This window comes from Mucilaginibacter gossypii (assembly GCF_017569325.2).
Taxonomy (GTDB): Bacteria; Bacteroidota; Bacteroidia; order Sphingobacteriales; family Sphingobacteriaceae; genus Mucilaginibacter; species Mucilaginibacter gossypii.
This window is the reverse complement of record NZ_CP071878.2, coordinates 3,185,381-3,210,383: the sequence shown is the minus strand read 5'-3', so window position 1 is coordinate 3,210,383 and position 25,003 is coordinate 3,185,381. Positions and strand designations below refer to the sequence as shown.

The 25,003-nt window shown below is 41.8% G+C and carries 25 protein-coding genes; 11 read left to right on the top strand and 14 right to left on the bottom strand.

The genetic code is table 11. From position 1 onward, the window contains the following. The first annotated feature begins 38 nt into the window (after positions 1-38). Positions 39-2,039 (top strand): alpha/beta hydrolase family protein, encoded by a 2,001-nt coding sequence (locus J3L18_RS13365; protein WP_129567522.1) that lies wholly within the window; start codon positions 39-41, stop codon positions 2,037-2,039. A gap of 90 nt (positions 2,040-2,129) precedes the next feature. On the opposite strand, the gene J3L18_RS13360 is transcribed toward J3L18_RS13365, so the two are convergent. From J3L18_RS13360 to pyrG, 4 genes are all read right to left on the bottom strand, one after another. After that, positions 2,130-2,666 carry a pyridoxamine 5'-phosphate oxidase family protein gene (locus tag J3L18_RS13360; RefSeq protein ID WP_129567521.1) on the bottom strand — a complete coding sequence of 179 codons (537 nt, stop codon included), beginning with the start codon at positions 2,664-2,666 and terminating at the stop codon, positions 2,130-2,132. A gap of 117 nt (positions 2,667-2,783) precedes the next feature. Continuing rightward, on the bottom strand, positions 2,784-4,148 hold the full coding sequence (locus J3L18_RS13355) for an exonuclease domain-containing protein (RefSeq protein WP_129567520.1): 1,365 nt from the start codon (positions 4,146-4,148) through the stop codon (positions 2,784-2,786). A 215-nt stretch (positions 4,149-4,363) separates the two neighbouring features. Next, complete coding sequence (gene yidC, locus J3L18_RS13350; protein WP_129567519.1) at positions 4,364-6,211, bottom strand: membrane protein insertase YidC; 1,848 nt, start codon at positions 6,209-6,211, stop codon at positions 4,364-4,366. 22 nt (positions 6,212-6,233) lie between these two features. Further along, positions 6,234-7,844 (bottom strand): CTP synthase, encoded by a 1,611-nt coding sequence (gene pyrG, locus J3L18_RS13345; RefSeq protein ID WP_091171501.1) that lies wholly within the window; start codon positions 7,842-7,844, stop codon positions 6,234-6,236. Between the two features lie 155 nt (positions 7,845-7,999). On the opposite strand from pyrG, the gene J3L18_RS13340 reads away from it, so the two are divergent. Beyond that, on the top strand, positions 8,000-8,131 hold the full coding sequence (locus J3L18_RS13340; protein WP_262511163.1) for a hypothetical protein: 132 nt from the start codon (positions 8,000-8,002) through the stop codon (positions 8,129-8,131). A gap of 98 nt (positions 8,132-8,229) precedes the next feature. Here the strand turns inward: J3L18_RS13340 and J3L18_RS13335 are convergent, their stop codons facing one another. From J3L18_RS13335 to trpS, 5 genes are all read right to left on the bottom strand, one after another. Beyond that, positions 8,230-8,415 carry an FIST N-terminal domain-containing protein gene (locus J3L18_RS13335; protein WP_129567518.1) on the bottom strand — a complete coding sequence of 62 codons (186 nt, stop codon included), beginning with the start codon at positions 8,413-8,415 and terminating at the stop codon, positions 8,230-8,232. A 293-nt stretch (positions 8,416-8,708) separates the two neighbouring features. After that, complete coding sequence (locus J3L18_RS13330) at positions 8,709-10,583, bottom strand: leucine-rich repeat domain-containing protein (RefSeq protein ID WP_129567517.1); 1,875 nt, start codon at positions 10,581-10,583, stop codon at positions 8,709-8,711. A gap of 130 nt (positions 10,584-10,713) precedes the next feature. Continuing rightward, positions 10,714-11,448, bottom strand: coding sequence for a 3-deoxy-manno-octulosonate cytidylyltransferase (gene kdsB, locus J3L18_RS13325; protein ID WP_091171504.1), 735 nt, complete (start codon positions 11,446-11,448; stop codon positions 10,714-10,716). An 11-nt stretch (positions 11,449-11,459) separates the two neighbouring features. Continuing rightward, positions 11,460-12,074 carry a deoxynucleoside kinase gene (locus tag J3L18_RS13320; protein ID WP_091171513.1) on the bottom strand — a complete coding sequence of 205 codons (615 nt, stop codon included), beginning with the start codon at positions 12,072-12,074 and terminating at the stop codon, positions 11,460-11,462. Positions 12,075-12,181: 107 nt separating this feature from the next. Further along, positions 12,182-13,177 (bottom strand): tryptophan--tRNA ligase, encoded by a 996-nt coding sequence (trpS, locus tag J3L18_RS13315; RefSeq protein WP_129567516.1) that lies wholly within the window; start codon positions 13,175-13,177, stop codon positions 12,182-12,184. Positions 13,178-13,214: 37 nt separating this feature from the next. Between trpS and J3L18_RS13310 the strand changes: the two genes are divergently transcribed. The 5 genes from J3L18_RS13310 to J3L18_RS13290 all read left to right on the top strand — a co-directional run bounded on the left by J3L18_RS13310 (position 13,215) and on the right by J3L18_RS13290 (position 17,900). Further along, positions 13,215-13,970, top strand: a complete 756-nt coding sequence (locus tag J3L18_RS13310; RefSeq protein ID WP_223266057.1) for a lysophospholipid acyltransferase family protein — start codon at positions 13,215-13,217, stop codon at positions 13,968-13,970. Positions 13,971-14,010: 40 nt separating this feature from the next. Continuing rightward, positions 14,011-14,397: an Asp-tRNA(Asn)/Glu-tRNA(Gln) amidotransferase subunit GatC gene (gene gatC / locus J3L18_RS13305; RefSeq protein WP_311086267.1), complete on the top strand. Its 387-nt coding sequence runs from the start codon at positions 14,011-14,013 to the stop codon at positions 14,395-14,397. 179 nt (positions 14,398-14,576) lie between these two features. Beyond that, positions 14,577-15,317 carry an ABC transporter ATP-binding protein gene (locus J3L18_RS13300; RefSeq protein ID WP_091171524.1) on the top strand — a complete coding sequence of 247 codons (741 nt, stop codon included), beginning with the start codon at positions 14,577-14,579 and terminating at the stop codon, positions 15,315-15,317. Positions 15,318-15,372: 55 nt separating this feature from the next. Next, positions 15,373-16,206 (top strand): helix-turn-helix domain-containing protein, encoded by an 834-nt coding sequence (locus tag J3L18_RS13295; protein WP_129567515.1) that lies wholly within the window; start codon positions 15,373-15,375, stop codon positions 16,204-16,206. A gap of 44 nt (positions 16,207-16,250) precedes the next feature. Then, positions 16,251-17,900 carry a serine hydrolase domain-containing protein gene (locus J3L18_RS13290; RefSeq protein ID WP_129567514.1) on the top strand — a complete coding sequence of 550 codons (1,650 nt, stop codon included), beginning with the start codon at positions 16,251-16,253 and terminating at the stop codon, positions 17,898-17,900. Between the two features lie 93 nt (positions 17,901-17,993). Here J3L18_RS13290 and J3L18_RS13285 read toward each other — a convergent pair whose 3' ends face one another. The 3 genes from J3L18_RS13285 to J3L18_RS13275 form a co-directional block, all read right to left on the bottom strand. Continuing rightward, positions 17,994-18,401: a hypothetical protein gene (locus J3L18_RS13285; RefSeq protein ID WP_091171533.1), complete on the bottom strand. Its 408-nt coding sequence runs from the start codon at positions 18,399-18,401 to the stop codon at positions 17,994-17,996. 47 nt (positions 18,402-18,448) lie between these two features. After that, on the bottom strand, positions 18,449-19,072 hold the full coding sequence (locus tag J3L18_RS13280) for a hypothetical protein (RefSeq protein ID WP_129567513.1): 624 nt from the start codon (positions 19,070-19,072) through the stop codon (positions 18,449-18,451). A gap of 72 nt (positions 19,073-19,144) precedes the next feature. Then, positions 19,145-20,152: a chitinase gene (locus J3L18_RS13275; RefSeq protein WP_129567512.1), complete on the bottom strand. Its 1,008-nt coding sequence runs from the start codon at positions 20,150-20,152 to the stop codon at positions 19,145-19,147. 241 nt (positions 20,153-20,393) lie between these two features. On the opposite strand from J3L18_RS13275, the gene J3L18_RS13270 reads away from it, so the two are divergent. The 3 genes from J3L18_RS13270 (at position 20,394) to J3L18_RS13260 (ending at position 21,518) form a co-directional block, all read left to right on the top strand. After that, a complete protein-coding gene (locus tag J3L18_RS13270; RefSeq protein ID WP_091171542.1) occupies positions 20,394-20,942 on the top strand; it encodes a cob(I)yrinic acid a,c-diamide adenosyltransferase in 549 nt (182 codons plus the stop codon). Positions 20,943-21,036: 94 nt separating this feature from the next. Then, on the top strand, positions 21,037-21,258 hold the full coding sequence (locus tag J3L18_RS13265) for a DUF2795 domain-containing protein (RefSeq protein ID WP_002996718.1): 222 nt from the start codon (positions 21,037-21,039) through the stop codon (positions 21,256-21,258). A 110-nt stretch (positions 21,259-21,368) separates the two neighbouring features. Then, positions 21,369-21,518 carry a lmo0937 family membrane protein gene (locus J3L18_RS13260; protein ID WP_110585189.1) on the top strand — a complete coding sequence of 50 codons (150 nt, stop codon included), beginning with the start codon at positions 21,369-21,371 and terminating at the stop codon, positions 21,516-21,518. Between the two features lie 41 nt (positions 21,519-21,559). Here J3L18_RS13260 and J3L18_RS13255 read toward each other — a convergent pair whose 3' ends face one another. Next, positions 21,560-22,288 carry a 2-C-methyl-D-erythritol 4-phosphate cytidylyltransferase gene (locus tag J3L18_RS13255; protein ID WP_129567511.1) on the bottom strand — a complete coding sequence of 243 codons (729 nt, stop codon included), beginning with the start codon at positions 22,286-22,288 and terminating at the stop codon, positions 21,560-21,562. A 152-nt stretch (positions 22,289-22,440) separates the two neighbouring features. Beyond that, on the bottom strand, positions 22,441-23,490 hold the full coding sequence (queA, locus tag J3L18_RS13250; RefSeq protein ID WP_129567510.1) for a tRNA preQ1(34) S-adenosylmethionine ribosyltransferase-isomerase QueA: 1,050 nt from the start codon (positions 23,488-23,490) through the stop codon (positions 22,441-22,443). 260 nt (positions 23,491-23,750) lie between these two features. Between queA and J3L18_RS13245 the strand changes: the two genes are divergently transcribed. Beyond that, entirely contained in the window at positions 23,751-24,998 is a 1,248-nt protein-coding gene (locus J3L18_RS13245) for an ABC transporter permease (protein WP_091171548.1), read from the top strand. Positions 24,999-25,003: the final 5 nt, after the last annotated feature.

Genomic DNA, 25,003 nt, shown 5'->3' with positions numbered 1-25,003 from the left:
ATTTTTATGCCCTCGAAACGGTTTCTTTATCGTGTTTTATGAAATATGCCCTGTTGATTTTAGTCGGATTGGCTTCTTTGCCTTTGATTGCTCAAACTGCGAAAAAGCCGCTTAAACCTGCAGATCTGTATAAACAGCCAACGCTGATGGCGCCACAGCTTTCTCCGGATGGTAAATGGGTGGTTTATGAATTATCTGAGGTGGATACAGCTAAAGATAAGCGTGTGTCGCACTTGTGGATGCAGAGTTTTGACGGCAAGCAATCCATTCAGCTTACTTATGGTGATGAGCCGGCATCTACCCCGAAATGGACCCCTGATGGTAAGTTTATTTCTTATCTGTCCGAAAAGGATTCAAAAAACGACGGGCAGGTTTGGTTGATGGACAGGCGTGGTGGCGAGGGGCACAAGCTCACCGATATTAAAGGTGAACTTGAAGAGTATGCTTGGTCGCCGGATAGTAAAAGGCTGGCGTTGATCATTAAAGATCCCGAAAACAAAGGAAAGGAAGCGCCTAAAACTACTCCTCCTATAAAAATAGACCGGTACCATTTTAAGCGGGATATTGAAGGGTATCTGCAACACCTGCATTCACATTTATACGTATATGATGTGGGTTCAAAAAAACTGGACACTCTTACGAGTGGTAACATGGATGATGGTTCGCCGCAATGGAGTCCCGATGGAAAAACGATTGCTTACGTAAGTAATCATACAGCCGATCCGGATCGGAATGAAAATACAGACATCTTTACGATAGAAGCTAAGCCCGGTGCTGAGCCTAAACAACTTACTACTTTTACCGGCCATGATATTAACCCCATTTGGAGCCCTGACGGAAAGCGCATAGCCTACCTGCGGTCAACAAGCGATGCCGATTATTTCATTTATCAGCACGATGTTTTGTACCTGATGGATGCCGACGGAAAAAATAATCGCCCATTAACAGATCAGTTGGACAGGCCTGTTAGCAATATTGCATGGAGCAAGGACGGTAAAGACCTTGAATACGTAGTAAGTAGCGACAGGATCCGCTATATCAACAGGTATAATTTGCTTCTCCGTAAATCTGTGGTGGTTTATAAGGGGAACGAATGCAGTTTTTCTGATATCATTGGCCATTCCTTAGGCGTATGGGTGGGTAAAATGACCACTCCATACATACCCAACGAATTGGTGGCTGTTGAAAATGGCAAGATCCGCCGTTTAACTTTTCACCAGGAGAAATGGTTAAGCGAGGTTAAACTGGCTTATGTGAAAGGTTTCCAGTCGTTCAGCAGCGATGGCACACTGGTTTCGGGGATACTTTATACGCCCGATAGCGTAGTTACTAAGAAAATGCCTTTCATTCTTTACATTCACGGCGGCCCCACCGATCAGGACGAGTTTGAGTTTGATGAGATCAGGCAAACGTTGGCTTGTGCAGGTTATGCAGTAGCCGCTGTAAATTACCGTGGCAGTACAGGGCGAGGCATTGAATATACCAAAGCTATTTATGCTGATTGGGGCAATAAGGAAGTGAAAGACTTACTGGGTGCTGTAGATGAACTGGTTAAACTTGGGATAGCTGATAAAGACCGCCTTGGTATTGGTGGTTGGAGTTACGGAGGCATCCTTACCGATTATACCATAGCTACTGATCCCCGCTTTAAAGCAGCATCAAGCGGGGCGGGCAGTGCCTTACAGTTAGCCATTTATGGATCAGATCAATGGGTGATGCAATACGATAATGAATTAGGCCCGCCCTGGAAAAATGCTGATAAGTACATTAAGCTATCGTACCCGTTTTTTCATGCCGATAAAATAAAAACGCCAACCCAGTTCATGTCGGGTTTAAAAGATTTTAACGTGCCAACCGGCGGAGGCGAACAAATGTATGAAGCGCTGAGATCGCAGGGTATACCAACACAACTGGTACTTTATCCTGGCCAATATCATGGCATCACCGTGCCCAGTTACCAGGTTGACCGACTGAAGCGCTATATTGAATGGTTTGATAAATATTTGGTCCCCCAACCCCCTAAAGCGGGAGCTTTTTGATTAGCAAAACTTAAGAGCAAGAGCGGCTTAGATAATTATACCTAAGCCGCTTTTTATTCTGTAAATTCAATAATTCTGAAAATTCTTATTTCAGACAACCAGCTTTCCCTCAACCGAATCATCAATGGTTTTGCCGATAGCTGCACCGGCGACCCGTTTTACAAATGCAACGGCATTGCCATGTTTATTGTCCCAGTAATAGCCTTCGGTTGGTTCAACTTTAATAACGCTGATGCGCGGATCGTCGATACCTTCCGTAAACCACACTTTGAGTGTCGGTTCCCATAGTTCTTTGATCTTTTCTTTATCTTCGGTAATAGTAGCTATGCCATAAAGGTTTAAAAAGTCTGAATATCCTGACCCCTGGAAAAGCAGATGGACAAAGGGATCTTTAGCTAACTCCTCATTTTTATGGCTGTCATTAGCACTCAGAAACCAGAAGTTGCCCTCATCATCAATTTTCTGTGCCGACATTGGCCTCACTGAAGCAGGTACGCCTGTTTTAAGACTGCTCACAAAGAAGCAGCTTTTTGCGCTTTCGGCAAGTTCTTTAATCTTGGCCAGGGCTTCAGGTCCATTCAAGTCCTTCATATTATCCTCAGGCTGTTGTTGATTGATACTATCCATTGTTTCAAGTTTTTGTTGGTAAATGTTATAAGAGTAACAAATCAAAAACTCAATTGTGTGGATTTATTTAACTTGTTAGATAATTATTTAGTTATAAGTTTTTATTAGAGAGATAGTCTACCCAAACACCACCATCCTGTCCGGATATTTTGAAGCATAAGTTGCTACAATATTTTTGATATAGTCATTCCCCGGATAAGGTGTGAGATAGCTTTTGAGTTGCTGTATGTTATTGGCATCAAAATAATGGGAGATATAGCCCATGCCATAAAACTGGCCTTTTTCTACCAAAATACAGCTGTGTTCATCGCCGGTACGGCCCTCATCCCTGATAGCGTACGTTGGTAAAGCTTGCTTAAGCTGATCGATGGCATTGTTAACCTTTTCGTTATAACTGTCGGGAGGTTCAACACCTTCGCAGGCACAGGTACTTCCTGCTGCACTGACGCAGGGCTCATTGTTTTTTTGTATAAAACAAAGCTTGGGGCACAGGTCAAATGCTTCTATCAGTTTGTTGAGCAGATTATAGCCATCAAGCAGGGAATTGCAGGTATATATTGGGTCGCTGTATTTGCGGTATTTATCAACTGCCAGGCGAATATACCCGCGTTGATCTTCAAAGGCATAAAGGCAGAACGCATTTTCAAAGCGTTTTAACGAGCGATTATATTTGGGCCATAAGCGCTTGATTTCAATAGCCTCCAAAACAAAGGCGATGAGCTCGGTGCCGCAAACCTGATAACTGATCTGGTATATATTGCGTAAAAATTCCTGGCGCTGAAAGCCGGGGTTGTTGCCTGTAAAGTGGCTGCTTACCCTTTTTTTAACGTTTTTGGCTTTGCCTACATATATCACTTTGCCTTTTTGATCATGAAAGTAATATACGCCAGGTGTATATGGCAACTGGTCAATGTCTTTTTTGGATAGGTTGGGTGGCAGCACCTGATCTTTTGAACCTTGCTTAAGCGACTGTTTGATGTGGTTCTCTGTATCACTGTTCAGCAATAAGGTAAACAGCTCGGCAGTAGCTTCAGCATCGCCCATGGCACGGTGGCGGCTTTGATTATCGATACCCAAATGTTTACACAATCTGCCAAGACTATATGAAGGCAAACCTGGCAATATCTTACGCCCAAGCCTTACAGTACAAAGCTTATTTGTTTGCAGATCATATCCCGCGGCAGCGAGATGATATCTGACAAAAGAAAAATCAAAATTTACATTGTGCGCTACAAAGATTTTGCCGTGAATGAGGTGGTAAATATCAGCTGCCACATCCTCAAAAGGGGGGGCATCCTTTACCATCTCGTTGGTAATACCTGTTAAGGCGCTGATGTAAATAGGGATTTCACGCTGCGGATTAACAAGCGTTTCAAACCGCTTTACTACTTTTTTCCCATCATGTATGCATATCGCTATTTCGGTGATACCATTAGCGCTGGCATGCCCCCCAGTAGTTTCTATATCGACAATTGCATACATGATATTTCAAATGTAATATAAATTTGCTAATTATTTTAGTGTTGTTTAAAAAAGTCGAAAAGTTTGCAGTTGGAAAGTCCGAAAGTTAAAAAGTTTGGTTTGTGAGGAATTGAGCAGCTTTACAGCATGGGAATTAGGCACCAAAACAAAAGCCCCTGAGAAAGTTTCTCAAGGGCTTCAATACCTTTCGGACTGCGGACTTTCCGACTAAAGACTTAAGACTTCTTATTCTTATTAGCCTGGATCTGCTGTTGCTGGCGCATCATCTCTTCCATTTTAGCACCAAAGCCTGATTTTTTCTTCTTGGTATCTTCAGGTTTCTTTTTGTTTTCCTGAATCTGGGCATGGATCTTTTTATCATCAACCATGAATTTGATCAGGTATTGCTGTAAAAAGGTGAACATGTTGGCCAAAAAGTAATAATAGTTCAAACCGGCAGGGTAGCTGTTAAGCGTGAACAGGAATACCAAAGGAGTGATGTAACCAATGTATTTCATTTGCCCTGTAGCACCGGAGATCTGGTTGTTGAAATAAGTATAGATCAACGTTGAAATGGTCATCAGTAAACACATTAAACTAATGTGGTTAACGCCGCCAAGGAAAGCTATCGGAGCGAATTTAATAACCGAATCATAAGTTGAAAGGTCATGCATCCACAGGAAACTTTCGCCCCTTAGCTCAAATAAACTTGGGAAAAAGCGGAAGAACGCAATAACTATAGGCATCTGGATCAGCAATGGTAAACAGCCGCCCAATGGGTTAACACCTGCCTTTTTGTACAGCTTCAGGTACTCCTGTTGTAACAACGTAGGGTTATCCTCACCAACTTTAGCTTTAATTTCATCCATTTCGGGCTTCAGCACACGCATTTTGGCCATTGAAAGGTATGACTTGTAAGTAAGAGGTGATAATACCAGCTTAAGCAATACAGTCAATACCAGGATGATCAAACCATAGTTCCAGTTAAATTTGTTAAGGAAGTTAAATACCGGCAATACCGCGAAACGGTTGATGTATTTTAATGGTCCCCAGCCAAGGTTAACCAGTTTATCAAGGTCATGCCCCTGGTCTTTAAGCGTATTAAAACGGTTAGGGCCAAAGTAAAACTCCAAGGGTAAAGAACCATCTGTACCGCGGGTAAGCGACAGGTCGGCTTTCATTTGTTTTACATCGGTGGTGTCGTTAAAATCAGTAGCAACAGCAATATCTGTTTTGGAAATGCCGCCCTTAGCTATCAGCACATTTGAAAAGAAGTGTTGTTTAAAAGCAACCCAGGCCATTTTTTTATCGCTGATAGTTTTTTGATCGTCTTTGCCTTCGCTTAGGTAATCAGCATCCCCATCGGTATTGTAATAGTACACCGTTGAATACTGACGCTCCATTTTGATGTCTTTTTCCTGTTTGCGCAGGCTGGTGGCCCAGTTAAGGTTAATGGTGCTGCTGTTGGCAATAACGCCGTCAAGACCGGTAGGCTTAATGGTTAGCCCAAGTTTAAAACCATCACCTTTTAAGCTATATACATAATCAATATATTGGGTAGGGCTGTAGCTTAAACGCATCGTAACCGAACCGGAATCTTTTTCGGCTATGTTAAGTTCTTTTGCACTTGGGGTAAAATAGTAATTGTTGGTATTGATATTGGCAACACCGGCGGCGAACTTCAATCCAAATTGGTTATTGTCACCACTGAAAAGCACCAGGGGCTTCTTATCAAAAGTTTTGTAGTTTTTTAACTCAACGGAAACTACTTTGCCTCCGTGGGTGCTTAATTTAATAAGCAGCTCTTTATTACCAATGGTAACAAACTCTTCTTTACCAACAGATGCGGCGCCAAAAGGCATTTTTAACAAGGCCGAGTCAACTTTGGCTGTTTTGGCGGTATCAAACTTAGCTGTGGTTTTAGCAGCAGCGGCAGCTACAGCGGCACCAGCTTTTTTCAGCGAATCCTGGTGCTGTACCTCGCGCTCTTTTTTAAGGTCGGCTTCTGATGGCTTTAAAAAGTATATCGAGCCGGCAATGATCGCCATGATCAGGAATAATCCTGTAAACGTATTTTTATCCATTATCTAATTATCGTACAATTACTTATTTTTTGCGGGCATAAGCCAGCGAAGCGGCGACAAAGTTAATAAAAAGTGGGTGCGGATTAGCAACTGTTGATTTTAATTCGGGGTGAAATTGCGAACCGACAAAAAACGGGTGGTTTTTAAGCTCTACAATCTCCACCAGGCCATTGTCAGGATTTATGCCGGATGGGGTAAGGCCGGCGGCCTCATATTGCTTAAGATACTCGTTATTAAACTCATAACGGTGACGGTGCCTTTCCGAAATGTGGTTTTTTCCGTAAATAGCCGCTGCTTTAGTGCCTTTTTTAATATCGCAGGGATAAGCGCCTAAACGCATGGTACCGCCTTTGTTGGTGATGTTTTTCTGATCTTCCATCATGCCGATAACCGGGTAAGGGGTTTCGGGGTTCATTTCGGTACTGTTGGCACCCTCAAAACCTAATACGTTACGGCCAAACTCAACTACCGCACATTGCATACCTAAACAAATACCAAAGAAAGGGATATTATTTTCGCGCACATGGCGTATAGCCTGGATCTTGCCTTCAAAACCACGCTCGCCAAATCCTGGGGCAACCAGTACGCCGTGCATACCTTTTAATTTTTCAACAGCGTTTTCGGGCGTAAGCTGTTCCGAAGGGATATATTCAACCCGCACTTTACATTCCTGTTTAGCACCTGCATGGATAAAGGCTTCGGTAATGGATTTATAAGCATCCGGCAGCTCCACATATTTACCAACTAACGCAATACGTACATCGGCAGTCGGGTTTTTCAGGCGGCCAAGAAATTCTTTCCAGTTTTCGAGGTTTGGCTCGTTTTTGTGCGGAAGCTTTAATTTGGTCAACACAGTTTTATCAAGCTGTTCTTTCAGCATTAACAAAGGCACGTCATAAATACTTGGTGCGTCAATCGACTCAATAACAGCATTGATATTCACGTTACAAAACAGCGCTATTTTTTTGCGGATATCGTTGGTAAGGTGGTGTTCGGTACGGCAAACCAGGATATCGGGCTGGATACCATACTCTAATAACATTTTTACCGAGTGCTGCGTAGGTTTGGTTTTTAATTCGCCTGCTGCTGCAAGGAATGGTACCAGTGTAAGATGGATAACCAGAGAGTTAGCCGATCCAATTTCCCAGCGGAATTGCCTTACAGCCTCAATATATGGTAATGATTCAATATCGCCTACAGTACCGCCAAGCTCGGTGATCACGATATCGTAATCGCCGCTTTCGCCCAATATGCGGAAGTTTCTTTTTATTTCATCGGTAATGTGGGGCACTACCTGTACAGTTTTTCCTAAAAAAGCTCCTTCACGTTCTTTATTAATTACATTTTGATAAATGCGGCCGGTAGTGATGTTGTTGGCCTTTGACGTAGGAGTGTTCAGGAAACGCTCGTAGTGGCCAAGGTCAAGATCGGTTTCTGCACCGTCTTCGGTTACATAGCATTCGCCGTGCTCATAAGGGTTAAGTGTTCCCGGATCGATATTGATATAAGGATCAAACTTTTGGATGGTTACGCGGTAACCGCGCGATTGAAGGAGTTTGGCTAAAGAAGCAGAGATTATACCTTTTCCTAACGATGAGGTAACACCGCCCGTAACAAAAATATATTTAGTCATGATTTTTTTTGAAAATGACCGGGCTTTTATACCGCGGCCAATTGTTTCTGTACGGGATACAAAAGTAAGAAAATTTTCACGCTTCGCCGTATCTGTTTTTAAAAAATGGAACTGTAAATGTCTTTTGTTTGTAATTGGTTTTTACAGAGTGTATTATGCGCGTTTTTGAAGCGGATACTTTTATAAACGGAAGTGAACTGGTTGACGGCTTTAACGGCGATAATCCTGGTAAGGTTCCCGTAAGGAGTTGTTTGGCCGGTGACGCTGCCCGGTTCCGTCTGATGTAAGGAATTCGTAATTTCAGTCCTTTTTCTCGAGCTGTGCCTCCAAAAAGGTACTGTTTCGGCACTGTTGGCCTGTTTGTTTACATGGGTAGCAGTACAGACTATAATGATTTTTCCAACTCAACCGCGGTTACAACAATGCTGTCGTCATACACATCACTGCCCATAATTTCCCCAGCTGTGGAGGCAAAAACTACATTAGCATTAGGATAGCTCTTTTTAAGATAATCATAAATTTCAGGACGGTAATTAACTTCGATGCACCGAAAGCAAGTACCAACTGACATTTTTCAGCACTAAATTCAGGGTCTGTAAAGTAATTTACCCAACCCTTGTTTACAAAATGATGCTGCCTTATCTTCAGGATGATTTTAGGTTAATAATATGGTGATGCTACAGATGAAGTTAATAAATTAAGAAACAAAAATTTGTTAAAATACTAAAGTATTAAACGCATTGTTATTATGGTAAATATTTAATAGTATAGCTATGTTTCAATAGCTTAAATGGCCTCTGATATGGCGTATCTGCTTTATACGCATGAGCGGCCATAAGGTTTAGATCGGGTTAAAATATGGTACTAATGACAGCCTTTGTTTAGGAAAAGAAAGGCGAACGAGACAATTAAGATTCCAAAAACTATCTTCCAGCCGATTTTATTTTCTGCCGGTTGATCCGACCAGTCTTTTGATTTAGACCGGAGGGGCGCTATGTTGTGGACGTAATTCCCAAAAATAAAATTCAGGTAATTGAAAACGTCAAAGTGAGCAATTTCCCGGTCACGGGCATTAATAAGTAAATCGAGATAATAATCGTATAGCTGAAATCTACGCCCGGAGGAATCAAGTACTTTTTGGATAATATGATAAACGGCAAAATGAATTGGGAGGCCCTTATCAAGCAGCTGTTTGTAAATTGATAATAATTGAGGCAGGTCATCTTGCCGCATGAATGTTTTGGCCAGGAAATAAGCAATTTCTGGATTGGGTTTGGGATTAGGATTACTTTTTAAATAAGTGATATACTCTGAAAATAGCTCGTAATTATTTACAGCTTCGCCGTTTTCTTTCAAACTTATTAATAGTTCCCGCTTATTGAAAAAGTTACTTTCACGTACAATTTTAATCAGTTGCGCCTTTATTGTTTCGGTTTCCTGATCGTCAATATTCAGCTTTTTTATTATTTGCTCACAACGCATCAAATAATATAAGCGATAGTAGTTTTCTGAAATATCGGTTGCAGCAAGTTTTTTAAAATAAATAAACAATGCTCTCTTTTCGTTGGCGTCAATGTAATGATAGGCGAGTGCTTTATCAAAGTAGCCATGATTATAGTAATGTTGAGCAGCTTCTATTAAATACTCATTGAGATTTGAAGCTTTGGGGCACATGGGATTACCTGTTAAATCAAGCGCAAAGGGGCTGTGTGGATCGGTTGGGAAAGGTGTGGTGATACAATTATTGCGCAAACTTATCCTATATAAATTAGGCAAGGAAAACAGGGGACTCGCATCTTCTATGATATTGTTGTCCAGTTCAATGTAATAGAGGCCAGTTAGGGTCTTGGCAAATGAAACATCCGAAATATTGCAATGTGTTAAGCTAAGACCTGTCAGTTTCCCAAACCTTCCAATTATAGTTCCATCAATGTATTTAATATGGCTCGCCGTGAGCTTTTTTAGATTTGAAGCATCACGGATAGGCAACAAATCATCGCAATAAACACCACCAATTTCTAGAAGTTCGAGTTTTTTAAGAGGTTCAAGGGGGCCAAGACTAATCAATTGATTTCCTGAAAGAATGAGCGATGTAAGTTTTAATAGGTGTTTTAGCGGGCTGATATCAGCTATTCTATTTCGCGCAGCGTGTAATACTTTGAGGTCGCTAAGTTCGGCGATTGGATAAAGATCTGTTATTTGATTACCATCTATAATTAATTGTTGGAGACTAAGTGATGATTTTAACGCCAAAATGTTTGTTATCGCATTACAGGATAACTTTACTGTAATTAATTTTGTATGCTCATTTAAAGCGGATATATCCGTTATTTTATTAGTTGATAAGTTTAAGTCGGTTAATTCTACAAGGTTCCTTACAGGCTCTATATTTTCTATAAGACCACCAGGTAAGTATAAAGTTCTGAGGCGTAGCATTCGACTCAACGGCGAAATGTCTTTATATCCGCCATTGATTATCACGAGGCATTCCAAATGGGTTAATGCGTCAATGTGATTAAGATCGTCTAGAATTACATCACTATTTTCAACAGAAATGGATAAGTCTGTTAAAAAGTGAAATGATCCAATAAACTGCAATAAATTTCCGCTATATTCAAATGAGACATATTCGCTGTCATATACTTGTAAGCCAATTAATCTGCCAAATGCATCGAATTTTGCGTCATAGTTGGAATCCGGAAGTGTTGTTTCGTCTCTTAGTCGTTGTTCATCGGTCATTGATTAAAAATAGAGATAAATATTTGCAGGAGTCAGTTCAACATAACGTAGTTATTTTCCACGTACATTTTATTTGATTCAGGCAGTGGTTCTTTCCGGAACAAATGAAGTTTAAAACGAATTCCCAGAGTTATATATCAAACTTCAATTTCTCCAGATCCTCCGGTACATCAACGGCATGGGTTTCCAGTTCGGTTTCTGCAACTTTAATGCGGTAGCCATTATCTATCCAGCGAAGTTGCTCAAGGCTTTCGGCCTTTTCAAGCGGGGATACCGATAGTTTGGTAACTTCCTGCAATATATCTGCGCGATAACCGTAAATGCCAATGTGTTTAAAAAAGGTGTGAAATTCGAGCCAGTTCTCGGGCTCCTGGCCGCGGATATGGGGCAGGGTAGCACGGGAGAAATAAATAGCTTCGGATAATTTATTGATCACCACCTTGGGCGAATTGGTATTATGCAGTTCCTGCTCGGTCAGGATCCTTTTTACAAGAGTGGCCAGTTGGGTATCAGGATCGTTAAAGCAGGCTGTTAATTTGGTGATCTGCTCAGGGTCAATAAAAGGCTCATCGCCCTGGATATTGATGATCACATCATACCCGGGGTGCAGGCGGGCAACTTCGGCACAACGGTCGGTACCGCTTTGGTGGTTGGCACCTGTCATCACCGCAACGCCGCCAAAACCGTTTACGTGGTTAAAGATCCGATCGTCATCGGTAGCCACAATAACCTCACTCAGGCTCCGGCATTTCTTTGCTTGCTCATATACCCGTTGGATCATAGTTTTACCGCCGATATCAACCAATGGTTTACCGGGAAAACGTGACGACGCATAGCGGGCCGGAATAATGCCTAAGATTTTCATTTAAAAAGCTTCTAAAACAACCCGTTAATCTCCCTTTCAATCAGGTTCACAATGGTAGCCATGTCCTCGGTATTGTTAGCAAAATCCAGATTATCCTTATCAAGGATCAACAGTTTGCCTAATTTATAGTTGTTGATCCATTTATCATACTTTTCGTTCAGTTTGGAAAGATAATCTAAACGGATACCTATTTCATACTCACGGCCGCGGCGCTGAATATTGCTTACCAGGGTAGGTACAGATGCTTTAAGGTAAACCAGCAGATCGGGCGGTTTAATAAACTCGGTGATATTTTGAAAAATTGATTCGTAGTTTTCGTAATCGCGGGTAGTCATCAGGCCCATATCATGCAGGTTTTCGGCAAAAATATAGGCATCCTCGTAAATGGTGCGGTCCTGTATAATATTACGCCCGCTTTTTTGGATATCGATGATCTGGCGGTAACGGCTATTCAGGAAGTAGATCTGAAGGTTAAAGCTCCAGCGTTTCATGTCGCTGTAAAAATCCTCTAAATAGGGGTTGTTATCTACAGCTTCATACAAAGGGTCCCATCCGTAATTTTTGGTCAGCATCTCGGTAAGGGTGGTCTTTCCGGCGCCTATATTTCCTACAATAGCTAAGTGCATATATTTTAGTTGATGTCTGAATCAGAATTTTCCTAATTTACAGAATTGTCAGAATTAAAAAAGTTTTAGCCTAAATTCTGACAATTCTTGAATTCTGAAAATCCTGATCAAAATTTCCTGAAGCCGATGATCTCTCTAACTTCCCTTATCGTTCTTGACGCGCTTTCACGGGCCTTTTCGGCACCCATTTCGGCTACTTTACGCAGGTAATCGGCGTCGTTGGCAATGGCGTTGATCCTGTCGCGGATAGGGGCTGTTGCCAGTACCATATCTTCGGCAAGCTGCTTCTTTAAATCGCCGTAACGGATAGCCATTTTGTTATAAAGCTCGTCAAAGTGGGCAAGTGTATCGGGGGTTGAAACAACCTTCATTAAATCGAACAGGTTTTGGATCTCCTGTGGTTTTTGCTGGTTTTCAACAGTAGGGCCGCTATCGGTTACCGCGCGCATTACTTTTTTGCGGATGGCTTCGGGTGTATCGCCCAAAAATATAGCATTGCCTTCGCCTTCTGATTTGCCCATTTTTCCCTTGCCATCTAATCCCGGAATTTTTACCAAACTTTCGCCAAAGCTAAAGGCAAAAGGCTCGGGGAAATAATCATGGTTATAAAGCCTGTTGAAACGGTTACCAAAAGTGCGGGCCATTTCAAGGTGCTGCTCCTGATCTTTACCTACAGGCACTTTAGTAGCTTTGTGGATAATAATATCCGCCGCCATTAAAACCGGATAGGTAAGCAGGCCGGCGTTCACATTTTCGGGATTGGCGCGCACCTTGTCTTTAAATGATGTTGCTCGTTCCAGTTCGCCCAAATAGGCGTTCATGTTCAGGTACAGATATAATTCGGTAACCTCCGGAACATCCGATTGTACGTATATGGTAGCCTTTTCCGGGTCGATGCCCGCGGCTAAATATTCTATCAGCACCTGTTTTACGTTGCCATGTAAGTTGGCAGGCGTAGGGTGTGTAGTTAACGAGTGGAGGTCGGCAATAAAGAAAAAGCAGTTGTATTCATCCTGCATTTTTATAAAGTTTTGCAACGCTCCGTAATAATTTCCTAAGTGTAAGTTTCCGGTTGAACGGATGCCACTAACAACAGTCTCCATAGTGTGGCGAAAGTAAGGAATTTTTCTATTTTTGGTAATGATGAAAATGATATTGAGAAAAGTACACGTATATCTTTACATTGTGAGCGTGGCCCTGGGCTACGTTATATTATGGCCTTTTTTCTATTATTTTTCGCGTAAACCCGAACGCTATCATACGCTCAATTCATTCAGAAGGCTTTGGGGATTAGTGAGTTCTGCTTTTGCAGGCATATTTTACCGTTTTGAATATGAACAACCGATTGACTGGAGCAGGCCTTATATCATTTGTCCTAATCACACCTCAAACCTTGATATTTCGGCTATGTGTATCCTGGTTAAAAGCAATTGCTGTTTTATGGGCAAACATGAGCTGGAAAATGGCCTGGTAACCGGTCTGTTTTTTCGTACGGTGGATATTCCTGTTAACCGTGATAGTAAAATGTCATCGTTTAGGGCGTTTAAAAAAGCATCCGAGAAATTACAGGAGGGCGTTTCTCTTATCATTTTCCCCGAAGGCGGAATTTCGGATCATTATCCTCCGCAGCTTTGCCCGTTTAAAAATGGCCCTTTCAGGCTGGCTATCGAGCTGAAAATACCTGTCATCCCGGTATCATCGGCTAATACCTGGCAAATACTTTGGGACACCGGCATTAAGCACGGCAGCAGGCCAGGAATCTCTAAATTTAAGGTTCATAAGCCTATTGAAACGGCACACCTGAGTATTGACGATGCCGATGCTTTACGGGATGAGGTATTTGAGATTATGAACAATGATTTAATGTTTGAAGGCGCTGTTTCTACCCTGGCTTAGTCAATAATATGACAGCAGACCGGGAATTTGTAATATATTTGTGCATAAACCCATTGAAGCGGCCCAGTTAAGCATGGATAATGCCGGCGCACTGCGCGATGAGGATCACGCTATTATAAAACAAAAAACAACAGGCATGACCATTGATAAAGAAACCGTTGAAAAAGTAGCCCACCTGGCCCGCCTTGAACTTACTGAAAGCGAAGTACAGGATACGATGAAGGATATGAGCAAGATCCTTGATTTTATGGCTAAATTGAACGAGGTGGATACCACGGGTGTTGAACCACTGGTTTATATGACCACTGGTGCCAACGTGCTGCGAGAGGACGTAGTTAAACAACAAATTACCCACGAAGAAGCTTTGGAAAATGCCCCTAAGCATGACGAAGACTACTTTTTGGTGGCCAAGGTGATTGAGAAATAGTTTTTTGTCCGAAAGTCGGGAAAGTCCGAAAGTCGGTAAGTCGGAGAAGTCCGAAAGTTAAGACGGTAGTAAGTTAGACTAAAAACTTGCGGACATCGGACTTACGGACTACCGACCACTAAAAATAAAAACCACTGTAACATTCGGCACCTCAGTGCAGTCCAAACAAAAAATAATTCATGGAGCCAATAAATACTGCCAAGCCGTTAATAACCATAAAAGATATCGGGCGTAAATATGTAATAGGTGCCGAGGTGATCCACGCACTTAAATCAGTTTCGCTTACTATTAACAAAGGCGAATTTGTAGCTTTGATGGGCCCTTCCGGCTCCGGTAAATCAACCCTCATGAATATTTTGGGCTGTTTGGATACCCCAACCAAAGGGCAGTACATCCTTAACGGAATAGATGTAAGCCACATGACCGATAGTCAACTTGCCGAAGTACGTAACTCGGAAATTGGTTTCGTGTTCCAGACATTTAACCTGCTGCCCCGTAATACTGCTTTGGATAATGTGGCGCTTCCACTAATCTACGCCGGCGTTAATAAAGAAAAACGTAAGGAACGTGCCGGCAATGCATTGAAAAATGTTGGTCTTGGTCACCGTATGGATCATAAACCCAATGAACTTTCGGGCGGGCAAAGACAGCGTGTTGCCGTGGCAAGGGCGCTGATCAATAATCCATCCATTATACTGGCCGATGAGCCAACAGGTAACCTTGATACCAAAACATCCATCGAGATCATGGGCCTTATCGAAGATATCCACGCTAAAGGTAACACCATTATCCTGGTAACGCATGAGGAGGACATTGCCCTGCATGCCCACCGCATAGTACGTATGCGCGATGGTTTGATAGAGAACGATTACGTTAATACCAACGTGCAAACGGTTGACCGCAGGGTAGAGGAGGTGTAGCCCCCCGGCTCCTAAAGGGGGAGTTATAGCGTTTATTAACTCAATAATCTTCGCCGTGAAACAACTACAAACAGGCAGCTTCTACGGACAAACCAATCATACAACGCATTTACAGGGTATCACCATAACTGATACCGAATATACCCTTGATAAGGTGGACTGGCATTACCATGAAAATGCCTACTTCACTTTTATATTGGCCGGTAATATTATTGAAGGCAATAAAAAGGAAGTTTATCATTGCCCGGCAGGCACTCTGCTGTTTCATAACTGGCATGATCCGCACTATAACATCAAGCCCAAAGGCTTTACCCGCGGCTTTCATATTGAATTGCAAAAGCGCTGGTTCGATAACCTGGACTTGAAACAGGATAAACTGGAAGGCAGCTTTGCCATTCAGGACCCGGATGTGAAATTTATTTTATACCGGATCTTTAAAGAATCAAAGATTTGTGACGAGCTGACCGCAATGACTGTAGAAATGCTATTGCTGCAAGCGCTCAATAAAATGCAGGTAAATAACTCCGGCATGTCACGACAAGTTCCTGCATGGGTTGGCAAGCTGAAAATATTGCTGGCCGATGATCCTGCCCGGAAGCATACGCTTGCCGAACTTTCCGGGCTATTACAGCTCCACCCGGTTCATTTATCCCGTGATTTTTCCAGGTATTTCAATTGTACTATGGGCGAATATATCCGCAAGCTCAGGGTTGAAAAAGCGTTTGGCTTATTAGCAGATGACGGGTCATCCTTAACAGATATCGCCTATGCCTGCGGATTTGCCGATCAAAGCCATTTTTTACGCTGTTTTAAGCAATTTGGCTGTGATAGCCCGTCTGCATATCGTAAGCTTTTATTGAAAAAGCATGTTAATTCTGTTCTATTTTGAATGTATTAATTGGGGCAGTTTTGTAAATAGCTAAACAGACAGCAATGAAACATTTTCTCCTTATATTCTTTATAATAACTGCAACCATTTGCAGGCTATCCGCTCAGGTGGGCAATATCATCGAACCTGAACCTATAACCTCCGCCCTTCAAAAAGCCAATATGGGTAAGGTTGTTTTTGAGGCGGATACTATCCCGCTTGAAAAACTGGAACAAACCGATCTGTTAACAAGCTATGAGGCTAAACCTGCCAATAGTTTGTACATGCGGCTTTTGCTGGCCAATTCATTAACCAATTACCAGCATAGCTTAGCGCCGTCGTTAAGTATTGAACAATTGAACGGGGGAAATTTTCAATTTGTTTTTTATGTAGATGGCAGGCAGGTTTACCAGGAAAATCTGCATAAAGGGGCCAATTTACCCATCGCAAAAAATACAAAGACCACTATTTTTGTCCCGCTCATCAGTAGCCGGGGAGAAGATTCATGGGGACGCTTTTTGTGGGGGCGGTTTATGGCCCATGGCGGTGAAGATGGGCTTACTACAGGTGCTCACCTGCTTAAAATTGAAGTTCGGCCTTATATTACTGTCCCTGATTTGAAAGTAGGTGAGCTGATAGCACAGGGAGAGATTGGGTTTATCGTACCTGCAATTGATCTAAAAGATGCCGAATTGCAACCCATAAAGCCCGGCAGCGGCTGGCAGGTATCAAAAGATGATTTTGATAAAAAGAAGGTCATGGAGATGAATGCCCTTATTGCCGGCAACAGGTTTAAACAGATCACCAGCGTGGTAGTGATCAAGAACGGCAAGTTGCTAATTGAGGAGTATTTTAATGGCAGTGCCCGCGATTCATTACACAATCCCCGTTCGGTTGGTAAAACATTTGCTTCGGCCATGATGGGTATAGCAGTTCACGATGGCTATATCAAAAGCGTTGATCAAACCTTAAAGGAGTTTTATGACCTTAAGAAGTTCAGTAACTACTCGCCTCAAAAAGAAAATGTAACACTAAAAAGCCTGCTTACCATGAGCTCTGTTTTTGACGCGGATGACAACCAAAGTGATTCGCCGGGGAACGAAGAAAATATGTACCCCACCGATGATTGGGTGAAATTTACCCTCAGCCTTAAAACAGACAGCAATAAAAGGGCAGGTAAACAATGGAATTATTTTACAGCCGGCGTGGTGGCATTGGGCGATATCCTGAATAAATCAGTGCCCGGCGGGCTTGATAAATATTCGGCCGAAAAGCTGTTCAAGTCATTGGGCATCAGCGATTATCGCTGGCAGTACACACCGCAGAATGTACCCAATACCGCGGGCGGCCTGCAAATGCGCTCGCTTGATTATGCCAAATTCGGGCAATTGTATAAAAATGGCGGTGTTTGGAATGGCAAACAGGTAATTTCGCAAAACTGGGTTAAGGAATCATTTACCAAACACCTTACGTTACCAAAAGATGTGGTAGGTGAGGGCTTTTACGGTTACCTGTTCTGGAACAAAACCTATACGGTAAACAACAAAGCTTACGAAACTTACTACTGCTCAGGTAATGGCGGCAACAAGATCTTTGTTTTTACCGATGAGCCGCTGGTGGTTATTATAACCGCCGAGGCCTACAACACGCCCTACGCGCATTCGCAGGTTGATAAAATGATGAAGGATTATATTTTACCGGCGGTATTAAAATGATTGCTGTAGAGGTGCATAACATGCGTCTCCGAATATGCAAATCAAAATTTTAACACAGTTAGACGCACGTGATGCGTCTTTACCTTTTTACGGTTATTCAATTTTTAATCGAAATATCAAATTATCCCGTCTGCAATCGAAGTAATAGATATCAAGATTTTTTAGATGATAATACGCTTTTGTAGCTATGATGTAATTTAAGTAGACTTTTAGTGGTTGGTTTGTTTTGACTGAAGTTATTGCGATCCGTTTTTTATCGTTACTTAAAATATACAATCCTTTATCGCCCTCATAGCAAGGTGTGTCATTACCATATTCAACAGTTAATATATCTGCATCTTTTATACGTTGCTTTTTGATCAGAATTGGCTTTTTATCAAAATCGGTATATTCAGCTATTGTTTTATCGTTGTATTTAACATGCCAATAATCAACCGTATCGGGTTTGAAATGAGCATGGGTGTTAACAGCGAAAGCCAAAATTAGTGCGAATAGGCTCATATGGTATGGTTTAATATAGGTAAAGCAGGGCTAATAGCCTTACTTGCTCAATCGCAGGTGGTACATAGCCTCGAAACAAACTCTGCCAGGTGCATAGCTTTTTCTGCAGATATGGCGTGGGTATTACCGATAATGAGGGTATGCTCAACAATCTCTATTACAAAATCATCCAGCCTTATATCCATTATCACGTTGCGGAAATTACGATCGGCCCCGGTAATTGCTTTTTGGCGGTCGCTTACCAGCATATAAAAAGTGTCACTAAAGGCCTTGTCTTCGGCAAAATCAAGCTCAACCGGGTGGATCAGTTCAATGATCTTGTCAACCAATGTTTCGCGCCTGATGAGCACCCGGCCAAAATCATGCTTTAAATAAGCCAGTGCCCAGGTTTGATATGGTGCGGAGGTTACAGCCTTGCCGTGATGATGCCCGATATGTTTTGACTGGCATTCGGTGAATAGCATATAGCTATCGTTATTTTTATTTTTTATAGCGTATGATTCCTTTACACTAATGTCGAGATAGTCTTTGAAAATGCTAAACTGCTCTAAATGAAAATCAATATGCCCGGTTTGTTCAATCCTGAATCTGTTTTTCAGGCTGGCCAGGATATCACCGAACTGGTCGGTTGCCGGGGGATACAAACCGGCGTTTTCAATGGCGGATTCCAAATGTTAAAGTTTAGTGTTGTAAATGCTAATACAATAATAACTTTTTTGCTTTGAAATTCAAAAATACTGCCGTTAGTAATGATAAGGCTTCATTTTACCGCATGAACAAGCGCAATTGGCATCGGTAATACCTAATTTCTTCAGGAAAAACTGGTAAAAGCCAATCCTGTCGTTCATATTATACATATTTTCGCCCTTGTTGCATTCTACTTCGCCGTTCACAATATTAATGGTCATGCCAAAACCTGGCGTGCGGCCTGCGGCTTTATCTTCTGCATTGGGTTGCCATTTGCCTGTCATTACAGCATGCGCCGATGGTTTGTGGGTTTGAGGCGTCATCCAGAAATAGATGGCGGTTTTAAAAGCCATCACCGGGTCGGTTTCTACCATCTCGGGATTTTGGAGCAATATTTTATCATCGCCTAATATGCAATCTGAAGCATAGCCGTAATTGCCGTTATAGCTCAATTGCATCGGCCCGCGACCATAGTATTTTTTACCGGCAACGGGAGGGTATTCATCATTTTCGGCAATGTAAGGCAAACTGGTATTGCTTTCATGGATCAGCATGAGGCCATCGGTATATGTAGCATTTATGCCATGACGGGTTTCGTGCGCAATGTGCGCAAAAAAGGCGGCGAGTTCCTTTTTATTTACATCAGCACTGTATTCGGTGCAGAAATTGCCATAGTCAATAGTGTAGGTGCTATCTGGCTTGGCTTTGGCCCATTCTTCGTTCCAATCAACATCCTGGCGTACAACGGCCTTCTTTCCTGTTTTTTTATCGGTACGTATCAACTGGTAAACGGATGTTGCCCGACGGGTTACTTTTACGCTGATCATGCCAAGCTCATCGGCTGCTTTGATAAAGGCAGCATACGTATAAAATTTATCGCGTTGCGGAAAAAGATCATTAAATTGTTTTTCGCTTAGCAAACTGGCCATACTTGCCCTGGCTGGGGCAGCTTTTTTTTGAGTGGGGGTTTTGGTATTGCTGTTGTCGCCGCAGCTAAACCCGGTTGAAAGCAGGATGATAAGAGATAAGGAGAGCAGCTTTGATGATAATATGATCGGTTTCATGAGTTTCACGCTAAGTATGTTTGATGATATCACGGATGCAAGTTTAAGCTAACATATTAAAAATTACACTTTATTGGCAAAAAATATGCTAAAGTGTTATGAAATACAAAATTTAAGATGATAGATTTGAAATAACACCAATCATGAAAAAAAGATTTATCGGGCTTGGTTTTAATTGCCTGATAATCAGAGTTAGCTTTTTTGTAACCTGATTGTTGGTAGCTTATTTGTTAAATTAAGTATGAAAATATATACTAAAACGGGCGATAAAGGGTTTACCTCATTAATTGGCGGTACGCGCGTGCCCAAGCATCATATCCGCATTGAAAGCTATGGTACAGTTGATGAGCTTAACTCGTACATCGGGCTTATTGGTGATCAGGATATCGATGCACATGATAAGGAGGTATTGAAGCAGATACAGGACAGGTTGTTTACAATTGGCTCTTCACTGGCAGCCGACCCTGAGCGGTCAAGGATGATTATTCCGGACCTTAACATGAGTGATGTGGAAATGCTGGAAGCAGAAATGGATACCATGAACGAAAGCCTGCCGGCGCTTAAACATTTTATTTTACCTGGTGGCAGTAATGTGATTTCATTTTGCCATATTGCAAGATGTGTTTGCCGCCGTGCCGAGAGGATAACCGTTCAGCTTGCCGAAGAAAGTACAGTTGATGAAAAAGTGAATATTTATCTGAACAGGTTGAGTGATTACCTGTTCACTTTGGCTCGCAAAATTGCTAATGCTAATAAAATAGCTGAAAATCAGTGGATACCACGGGTTTAAAAAATTGAAAAAAAATATTGATATTCAATTTGAAAATGTTATACTTTTGCGAAAAAGTAAATTTTACTGATAATTATAAATATAAATAAAAACGATGTATTGGACACTTGAACTGGCATCGCACCTGGAAGATGCACCATGGCCCGCAACTAAAGATGAATTAATTGATTATGCTATCCGTTCAGGCGCTCCTGTTGAGGTTATCGAAAACCTTCAGGCACTTGAAGACGATGGCGAACCGTACGAAAACATAGAAGAGATCTGGCCGGATTATCCGACTAAAGACGACTTCTTCTTTAATGAAGACGAGTACTAAACACGATAATGAAACCCTTAGCAATGAGGGTTTTTTTATTAACCGCTAATTTTGGAATGGTTTTGGTATAGGTAATTACACATTTACTTAACTACTAAAAACATAACAAAATGAGAGGTTTATTGTACATTATCGCTGTTATCCTGGTTATAGGATGGCTGTTTGGAGCATTTATACACCCATTTGGGGGTGGTTTGATTCACATACTATTGGTAATAGCTATCATAGCTGTACTTTTAGGTGTAATCAGACGGGCATAACAAATTTAACCTTGTATTGCAAATCGAAAAAGCCGCAGACTTTATAGCTGTGGCTTTTTGCTTAAAAGCAGTTCGGCAATAGCGATATCTTCGGGGAAGGTGATCTTGATGTTGCTATGATCGCCTTCGGTAAGTTTTATTTCGGCGCCATATTGCTCAACAACGCTTGCGTCATCTGTAAACCTGGTATCAAATGGTTGTTCATAAGCTTTTCTTAATAGTGAAGCCCTGAAAGTTTGCGGGGTTTGCACCAGGTAAATCTCATCCCTGACCAGGCTTACCGAGCGGCCTTCTTTTACCTGACGTATCGAATCGCGGCTTTTAACGGCCACTACCGCTGTGCCGTGCTTAGCGGCGCATTGGTAAGCTTCATCAATAATGTAGGGTGAAGTAAGCGGCCGTACGGCATCCTGTACAGCAATTAGGGCCTCCTCGTCGGTAATCAGGTTGAGCCCGTTTTTAACCGAATGAAAGCGGGTTTCTCCGCCTGTAACCAACTGATGGGAAATGGTAAATGAATATTCCTGAATCAATTGCTGCCAGTAAGTATGGTAAGCTGCTGGTAAAACCAGTATAATGGCTGGTTTCGCCTCTGATTGCTCAAAGGCTTCAATGGTATGCATTAATACGGGTTTGCCGTGAAGTAGTAAAAATTGTTTAGGGACCGCCGATTGCATTCGACTGCCCGAACCTCCTGCTACTATGATAACGTAGTTTTTGTTTTGAGATGTGAGATGTGAGATATGAGATGTGAGATTGGACGTTGTCATAATTTAAGTTAACTAATATCTAACAAAATTGGCCGCAAAAAAAATTAGATCTGAAAACAAATAGAGTGTCTCAGATCTAATAAACTACAAAAAAAATGAGATATGAAACCATGGTCCCATATCTCAAATCTTATATCTCAAATCTAAAAAGATTAGATGATCAGCATCGCATCACCGTAGCTGTAAAAACGATATTTTTCTTTTACGGCAATTTCGTATGCATTCATTACGTGCTCGTAACCGCCGAATGCCGAAATCATCATCAATAGTGTTGACTCAGGTGTATGGAAGTTGGTGATCATTGAGTTAGCAATGCTGAAATCATACGGCGGGAAAATGAATTTGCTGGTCCAGTCGTTAGCAGCTTTCAGGGTTTTGTTTGCCGATACAGCCGATTCAATGGCACGCATTGAAGTTGTGCCAACTGCACAGATGCGTGCTTTGCGTTCAATGCCGCGGTTTACAATATCAGCTTGTTTTTGCTCAATGATAAATTGCTCCGAATCCATTTTGTGTTTGGTTAAATCCTCAACCTCAACCGGGCGGAAGGTGCCTAAACCAACGTGCAAAGTAACTTCCGCAAAATCAACACCTTTTAATTCAAGGCGTTTCATAAGCTCACGGCTGAAGTGTAAACCGGCAGTAGGAGCAGCAACGGCGCCTTCATGTTTAGCGAAAATGGTTTGGTAACGCTCTTTATCTTCTGCAGTAGCTTTGCGTTTAATGTATTTAGGCAGTGGTGTTTCGCCTAAAATTTCAACGTTACGACGGAATTCTTCGTCTGTACCGTCAAACAAAAAGCGGATAGTACGGCCGCGTGAAGTGGTGTTGTCAACAACTTCTGCAATCAGCAAATCGTCATCGCCAAAATATAATTTATTGCCCACGCGTATTTTACGGGCCGGGTCAACCAGTACATCCCATAAACGCAGTTCTTTATTCAATTCGCGTAGCAAAAATACTTCGATGGTAGCACCGGTTTTTTCTTTGTTGCCATATAAACGGGCAGGGAAAACTTTAGTATTATTAAGGATCATTACATCCTTATCATCAAAATAATCCAGCACGTCTTTAAATATTTTATGCTCAATTTTGCCCGAATCTTTGTGTAAAACCATTAAACGTGATTCATCGCGGGTGGCAGAGGGTGAATGGGCGATAAGGGATTCAGGTAAGTTGAATTTAAATTGAGATAATTTCATGCTTGTTTTTATGAATTTTCAAGGGCGCAAATGTACGAATTTTTTTGTTAATTTAATAGATTTTTTTAAGAAGCAGTTTAATTACACTACCATTATATTAATTGCAAAATGCTGTAACTTAAATCATGTACTGTTGTCTAAAAAAATATTAGCAGGCGGCTTAACATATCAGTAATAAAAGCGCCCGTTATATTATTATTACCTCCACGCTTTAACCGTGCAATTAGGATTGATTAACAAGTAAGATCAAAATAAGTTATATGCTTTTTTTAAAACTTTTAAGGGAAAGTTTTTTGTTTGCCGGCGATGCCCTGCGGCAGAATAAAACACGTACGTTGCTGTCATTGCTTGGGGTAACCATTGGTATATTTACTATCATAGCTGTACAATCGGCAGTTGATACCCTGCGTAATAACCTGCAAAATAGTGTTAATAAACTGGGTAATAACAGTATATATGTGCAAAAGTGGCCATGGGTAGGCGGGAGTGATTTCCCCTGGTGGAAATACCTGCAAAGGCCTGAATCTGACCTTCGCGATTTTAACGAACTTTCGCGCCGTATCACAACAGCCGAGGCATTATCATACGAAATAAATATTGATAACCGCACTATTAAGTATAAGAGCAACACGGTTGAAGGCGCCCAGGTAGACGCTGCATCGCAGGATCATGACAAAACCTGGAATTTTGACCTTGAGAGCGGTCGTTACTTTACCGAAATGGAATCAAAAACCGGGGCGCCTATAACCGATATCGGTTATGATATAGCCCAGGCCCTTTTCCCCGATGGCGACGCCGTAGGTAAGCAGATCAAGGTTATGGGGCGGTATGTGACCATTGTAGGCGTGTTTTCAAAACAGGGTAAGGATATGCTTGGTATCTCTACAGATAAGGAGGTGCTGTTGCCCCTTAACTTTGCCCGCAACTTAATTGATATACAGAGTTCAAAATATGGTCCTTCAATTATTGTGCGCGGAAAAAAAGGAATCCCGACCGATGATGTTGAAAGTGAAATTAAAGGGCTTATGCGTTCTATCAGGAGGCTGAGGCCCGGAGCTGATGATAATTTTTCGTTAAACCGTACAACCATGATCACCCAGCAGCTCGACGATCTTTTTAAAGTGGTTAACATTGCCGGTGCTATCATTGGCGGGTTCTCCATTTTAGTTGGTGGTTTTGGTATCGCTAATATCATGTTCGTATCGGTAAAGGAACGCACCAATATCATAGGGATACAAAAATCATTAGGGGCTAAAAACTATTTCATATTATTGCAGTTTTTAATTGAATCGGTTTTGCTTTGTTTTGTGGGCGGGATCATCGGATTGTTTTTTGTATATCTGGCCACGTTTGCCGTAAAGGCCGCTTTAGATGTACAGGTAATACTTGATGCTGCTAACGTTACACGGGGTTTAAGCTATTCAATTATAATAGGGGTGATAGCTGGCATTATTCCCGCGTATTCGGCCTCGAGGCTGGACCCGGTAGAAGCTATCCGTACAAACTAATTGTA

Bases quoted from the DNA above. Each gene is read 5' to 3' on its own strand.
- J3L18_RS13365 (WP_129567522.1), top strand. From the start codon at position 39: ATGAAATATGCCCTGTTGATTTTAGTCGGATTGGCTTCTTTGCCTTTG.
- J3L18_RS13360 (WP_129567521.1), bottom strand. From the start codon at position 2,666: ATGGATAGTATCAATCAACAACAGCCTGAGGATAATATGAAGGACTTG.
- J3L18_RS13355 (WP_129567520.1), bottom strand. From the start codon at position 4,148: ATGTATGCAATTGTCGATATAGAAACTACTGGGGGGCATGCCAGCGCT.
- yidC (WP_129567519.1), bottom strand. From the start codon at position 6,211: ATGGATAAAAATACGTTTACAGGATTATTCCTGATCATGGCGATCATT.
- pyrG (WP_091171501.1), bottom strand. From the start codon at position 7,844: ATGACTAAATATATTTTTGTTACGGGCGGTGTTACCTCATCGTTAGGA.
- J3L18_RS13340 (WP_262511163.1), top strand. From the start codon at position 8,000: ATGCGCGTTTTTGAAGCGGATACTTTTATAAACGGAAGTGAACTGGTT.
- J3L18_RS13335 (WP_129567518.1), bottom strand. From the start codon at position 8,415: ATGTCAGTTGGTACTTGCTTTCGGTGCATCGAAGTTAATTACCGTCCT.
- J3L18_RS13330 (WP_129567517.1), bottom strand. From the start codon at position 10,583: ATGACCGATGAACAACGACTAAGAGACGAAACAACACTTCCGGATTCC.
- kdsB (WP_091171504.1), bottom strand. From the start codon at position 11,448: ATGAAAATCTTAGGCATTATTCCGGCCCGCTATGCGTCGTCACGTTTT.
- J3L18_RS13320 (WP_091171513.1), bottom strand. From the start codon at position 12,074: ATGCACTTAGCTATTGTAGGAAATATAGGCGCCGGAAAGACCACCCTT.
- trpS (WP_129567516.1), bottom strand. From the start codon at position 13,177: ATGGAGACTGTTGTTAGTGGCATCCGTTCAACCGGAAACTTACACTTA.
- J3L18_RS13310 (WP_223266057.1), top strand. From the start codon at position 13,215: ATGATGAAAATGATATTGAGAAAAGTACACGTATATCTTTACATTGTG.
- J3L18_RS13300 (WP_091171524.1), top strand. From the start codon at position 14,577: ATGGAGCCAATAAATACTGCCAAGCCGTTAATAACCATAAAAGATATC.
- J3L18_RS13290 (WP_129567514.1), top strand. From the start codon at position 16,251: ATGAAACATTTTCTCCTTATATTCTTTATAATAACTGCAACCATTTGC.
- J3L18_RS13285 (WP_091171533.1), bottom strand. From the start codon at position 18,401: ATGAGCCTATTCGCACTAATTTTGGCTTTCGCTGTTAACACCCATGCT.
- J3L18_RS13275 (WP_129567512.1), bottom strand. From the start codon at position 20,152: ATGAAACCGATCATATTATCATCAAAGCTGCTCTCCTTATCTCTTATC.
- J3L18_RS13270 (WP_091171542.1), top strand. From the start codon at position 20,394: ATGAAAATATATACTAAAACGGGCGATAAAGGGTTTACCTCATTAATT.
- J3L18_RS13265 (WP_002996718.1), top strand. From the start codon at position 21,037: ATGTATTGGACACTTGAACTGGCATCGCACCTGGAAGATGCACCATGG.
- J3L18_RS13260 (WP_110585189.1), top strand. From the start codon at position 21,369: ATGAGAGGTTTATTGTACATTATCGCTGTTATCCTGGTTATAGGATGG.
- J3L18_RS13255 (WP_129567511.1), bottom strand. From the start codon at position 22,288: ATGACAACGTCCAATCTCACATCTCATATCTCACATCTCACATCTCAA.
- queA (WP_129567510.1), bottom strand. From the start codon at position 23,490: ATGAAATTATCTCAATTTAAATTCAACTTACCTGAATCCCTTATCGCC.
- J3L18_RS13245 (WP_091171548.1), top strand. From the start codon at position 23,751: ATGCTTTTTTTAAAACTTTTAAGGGAAAGTTTTTTGTTTGCCGGCGAT.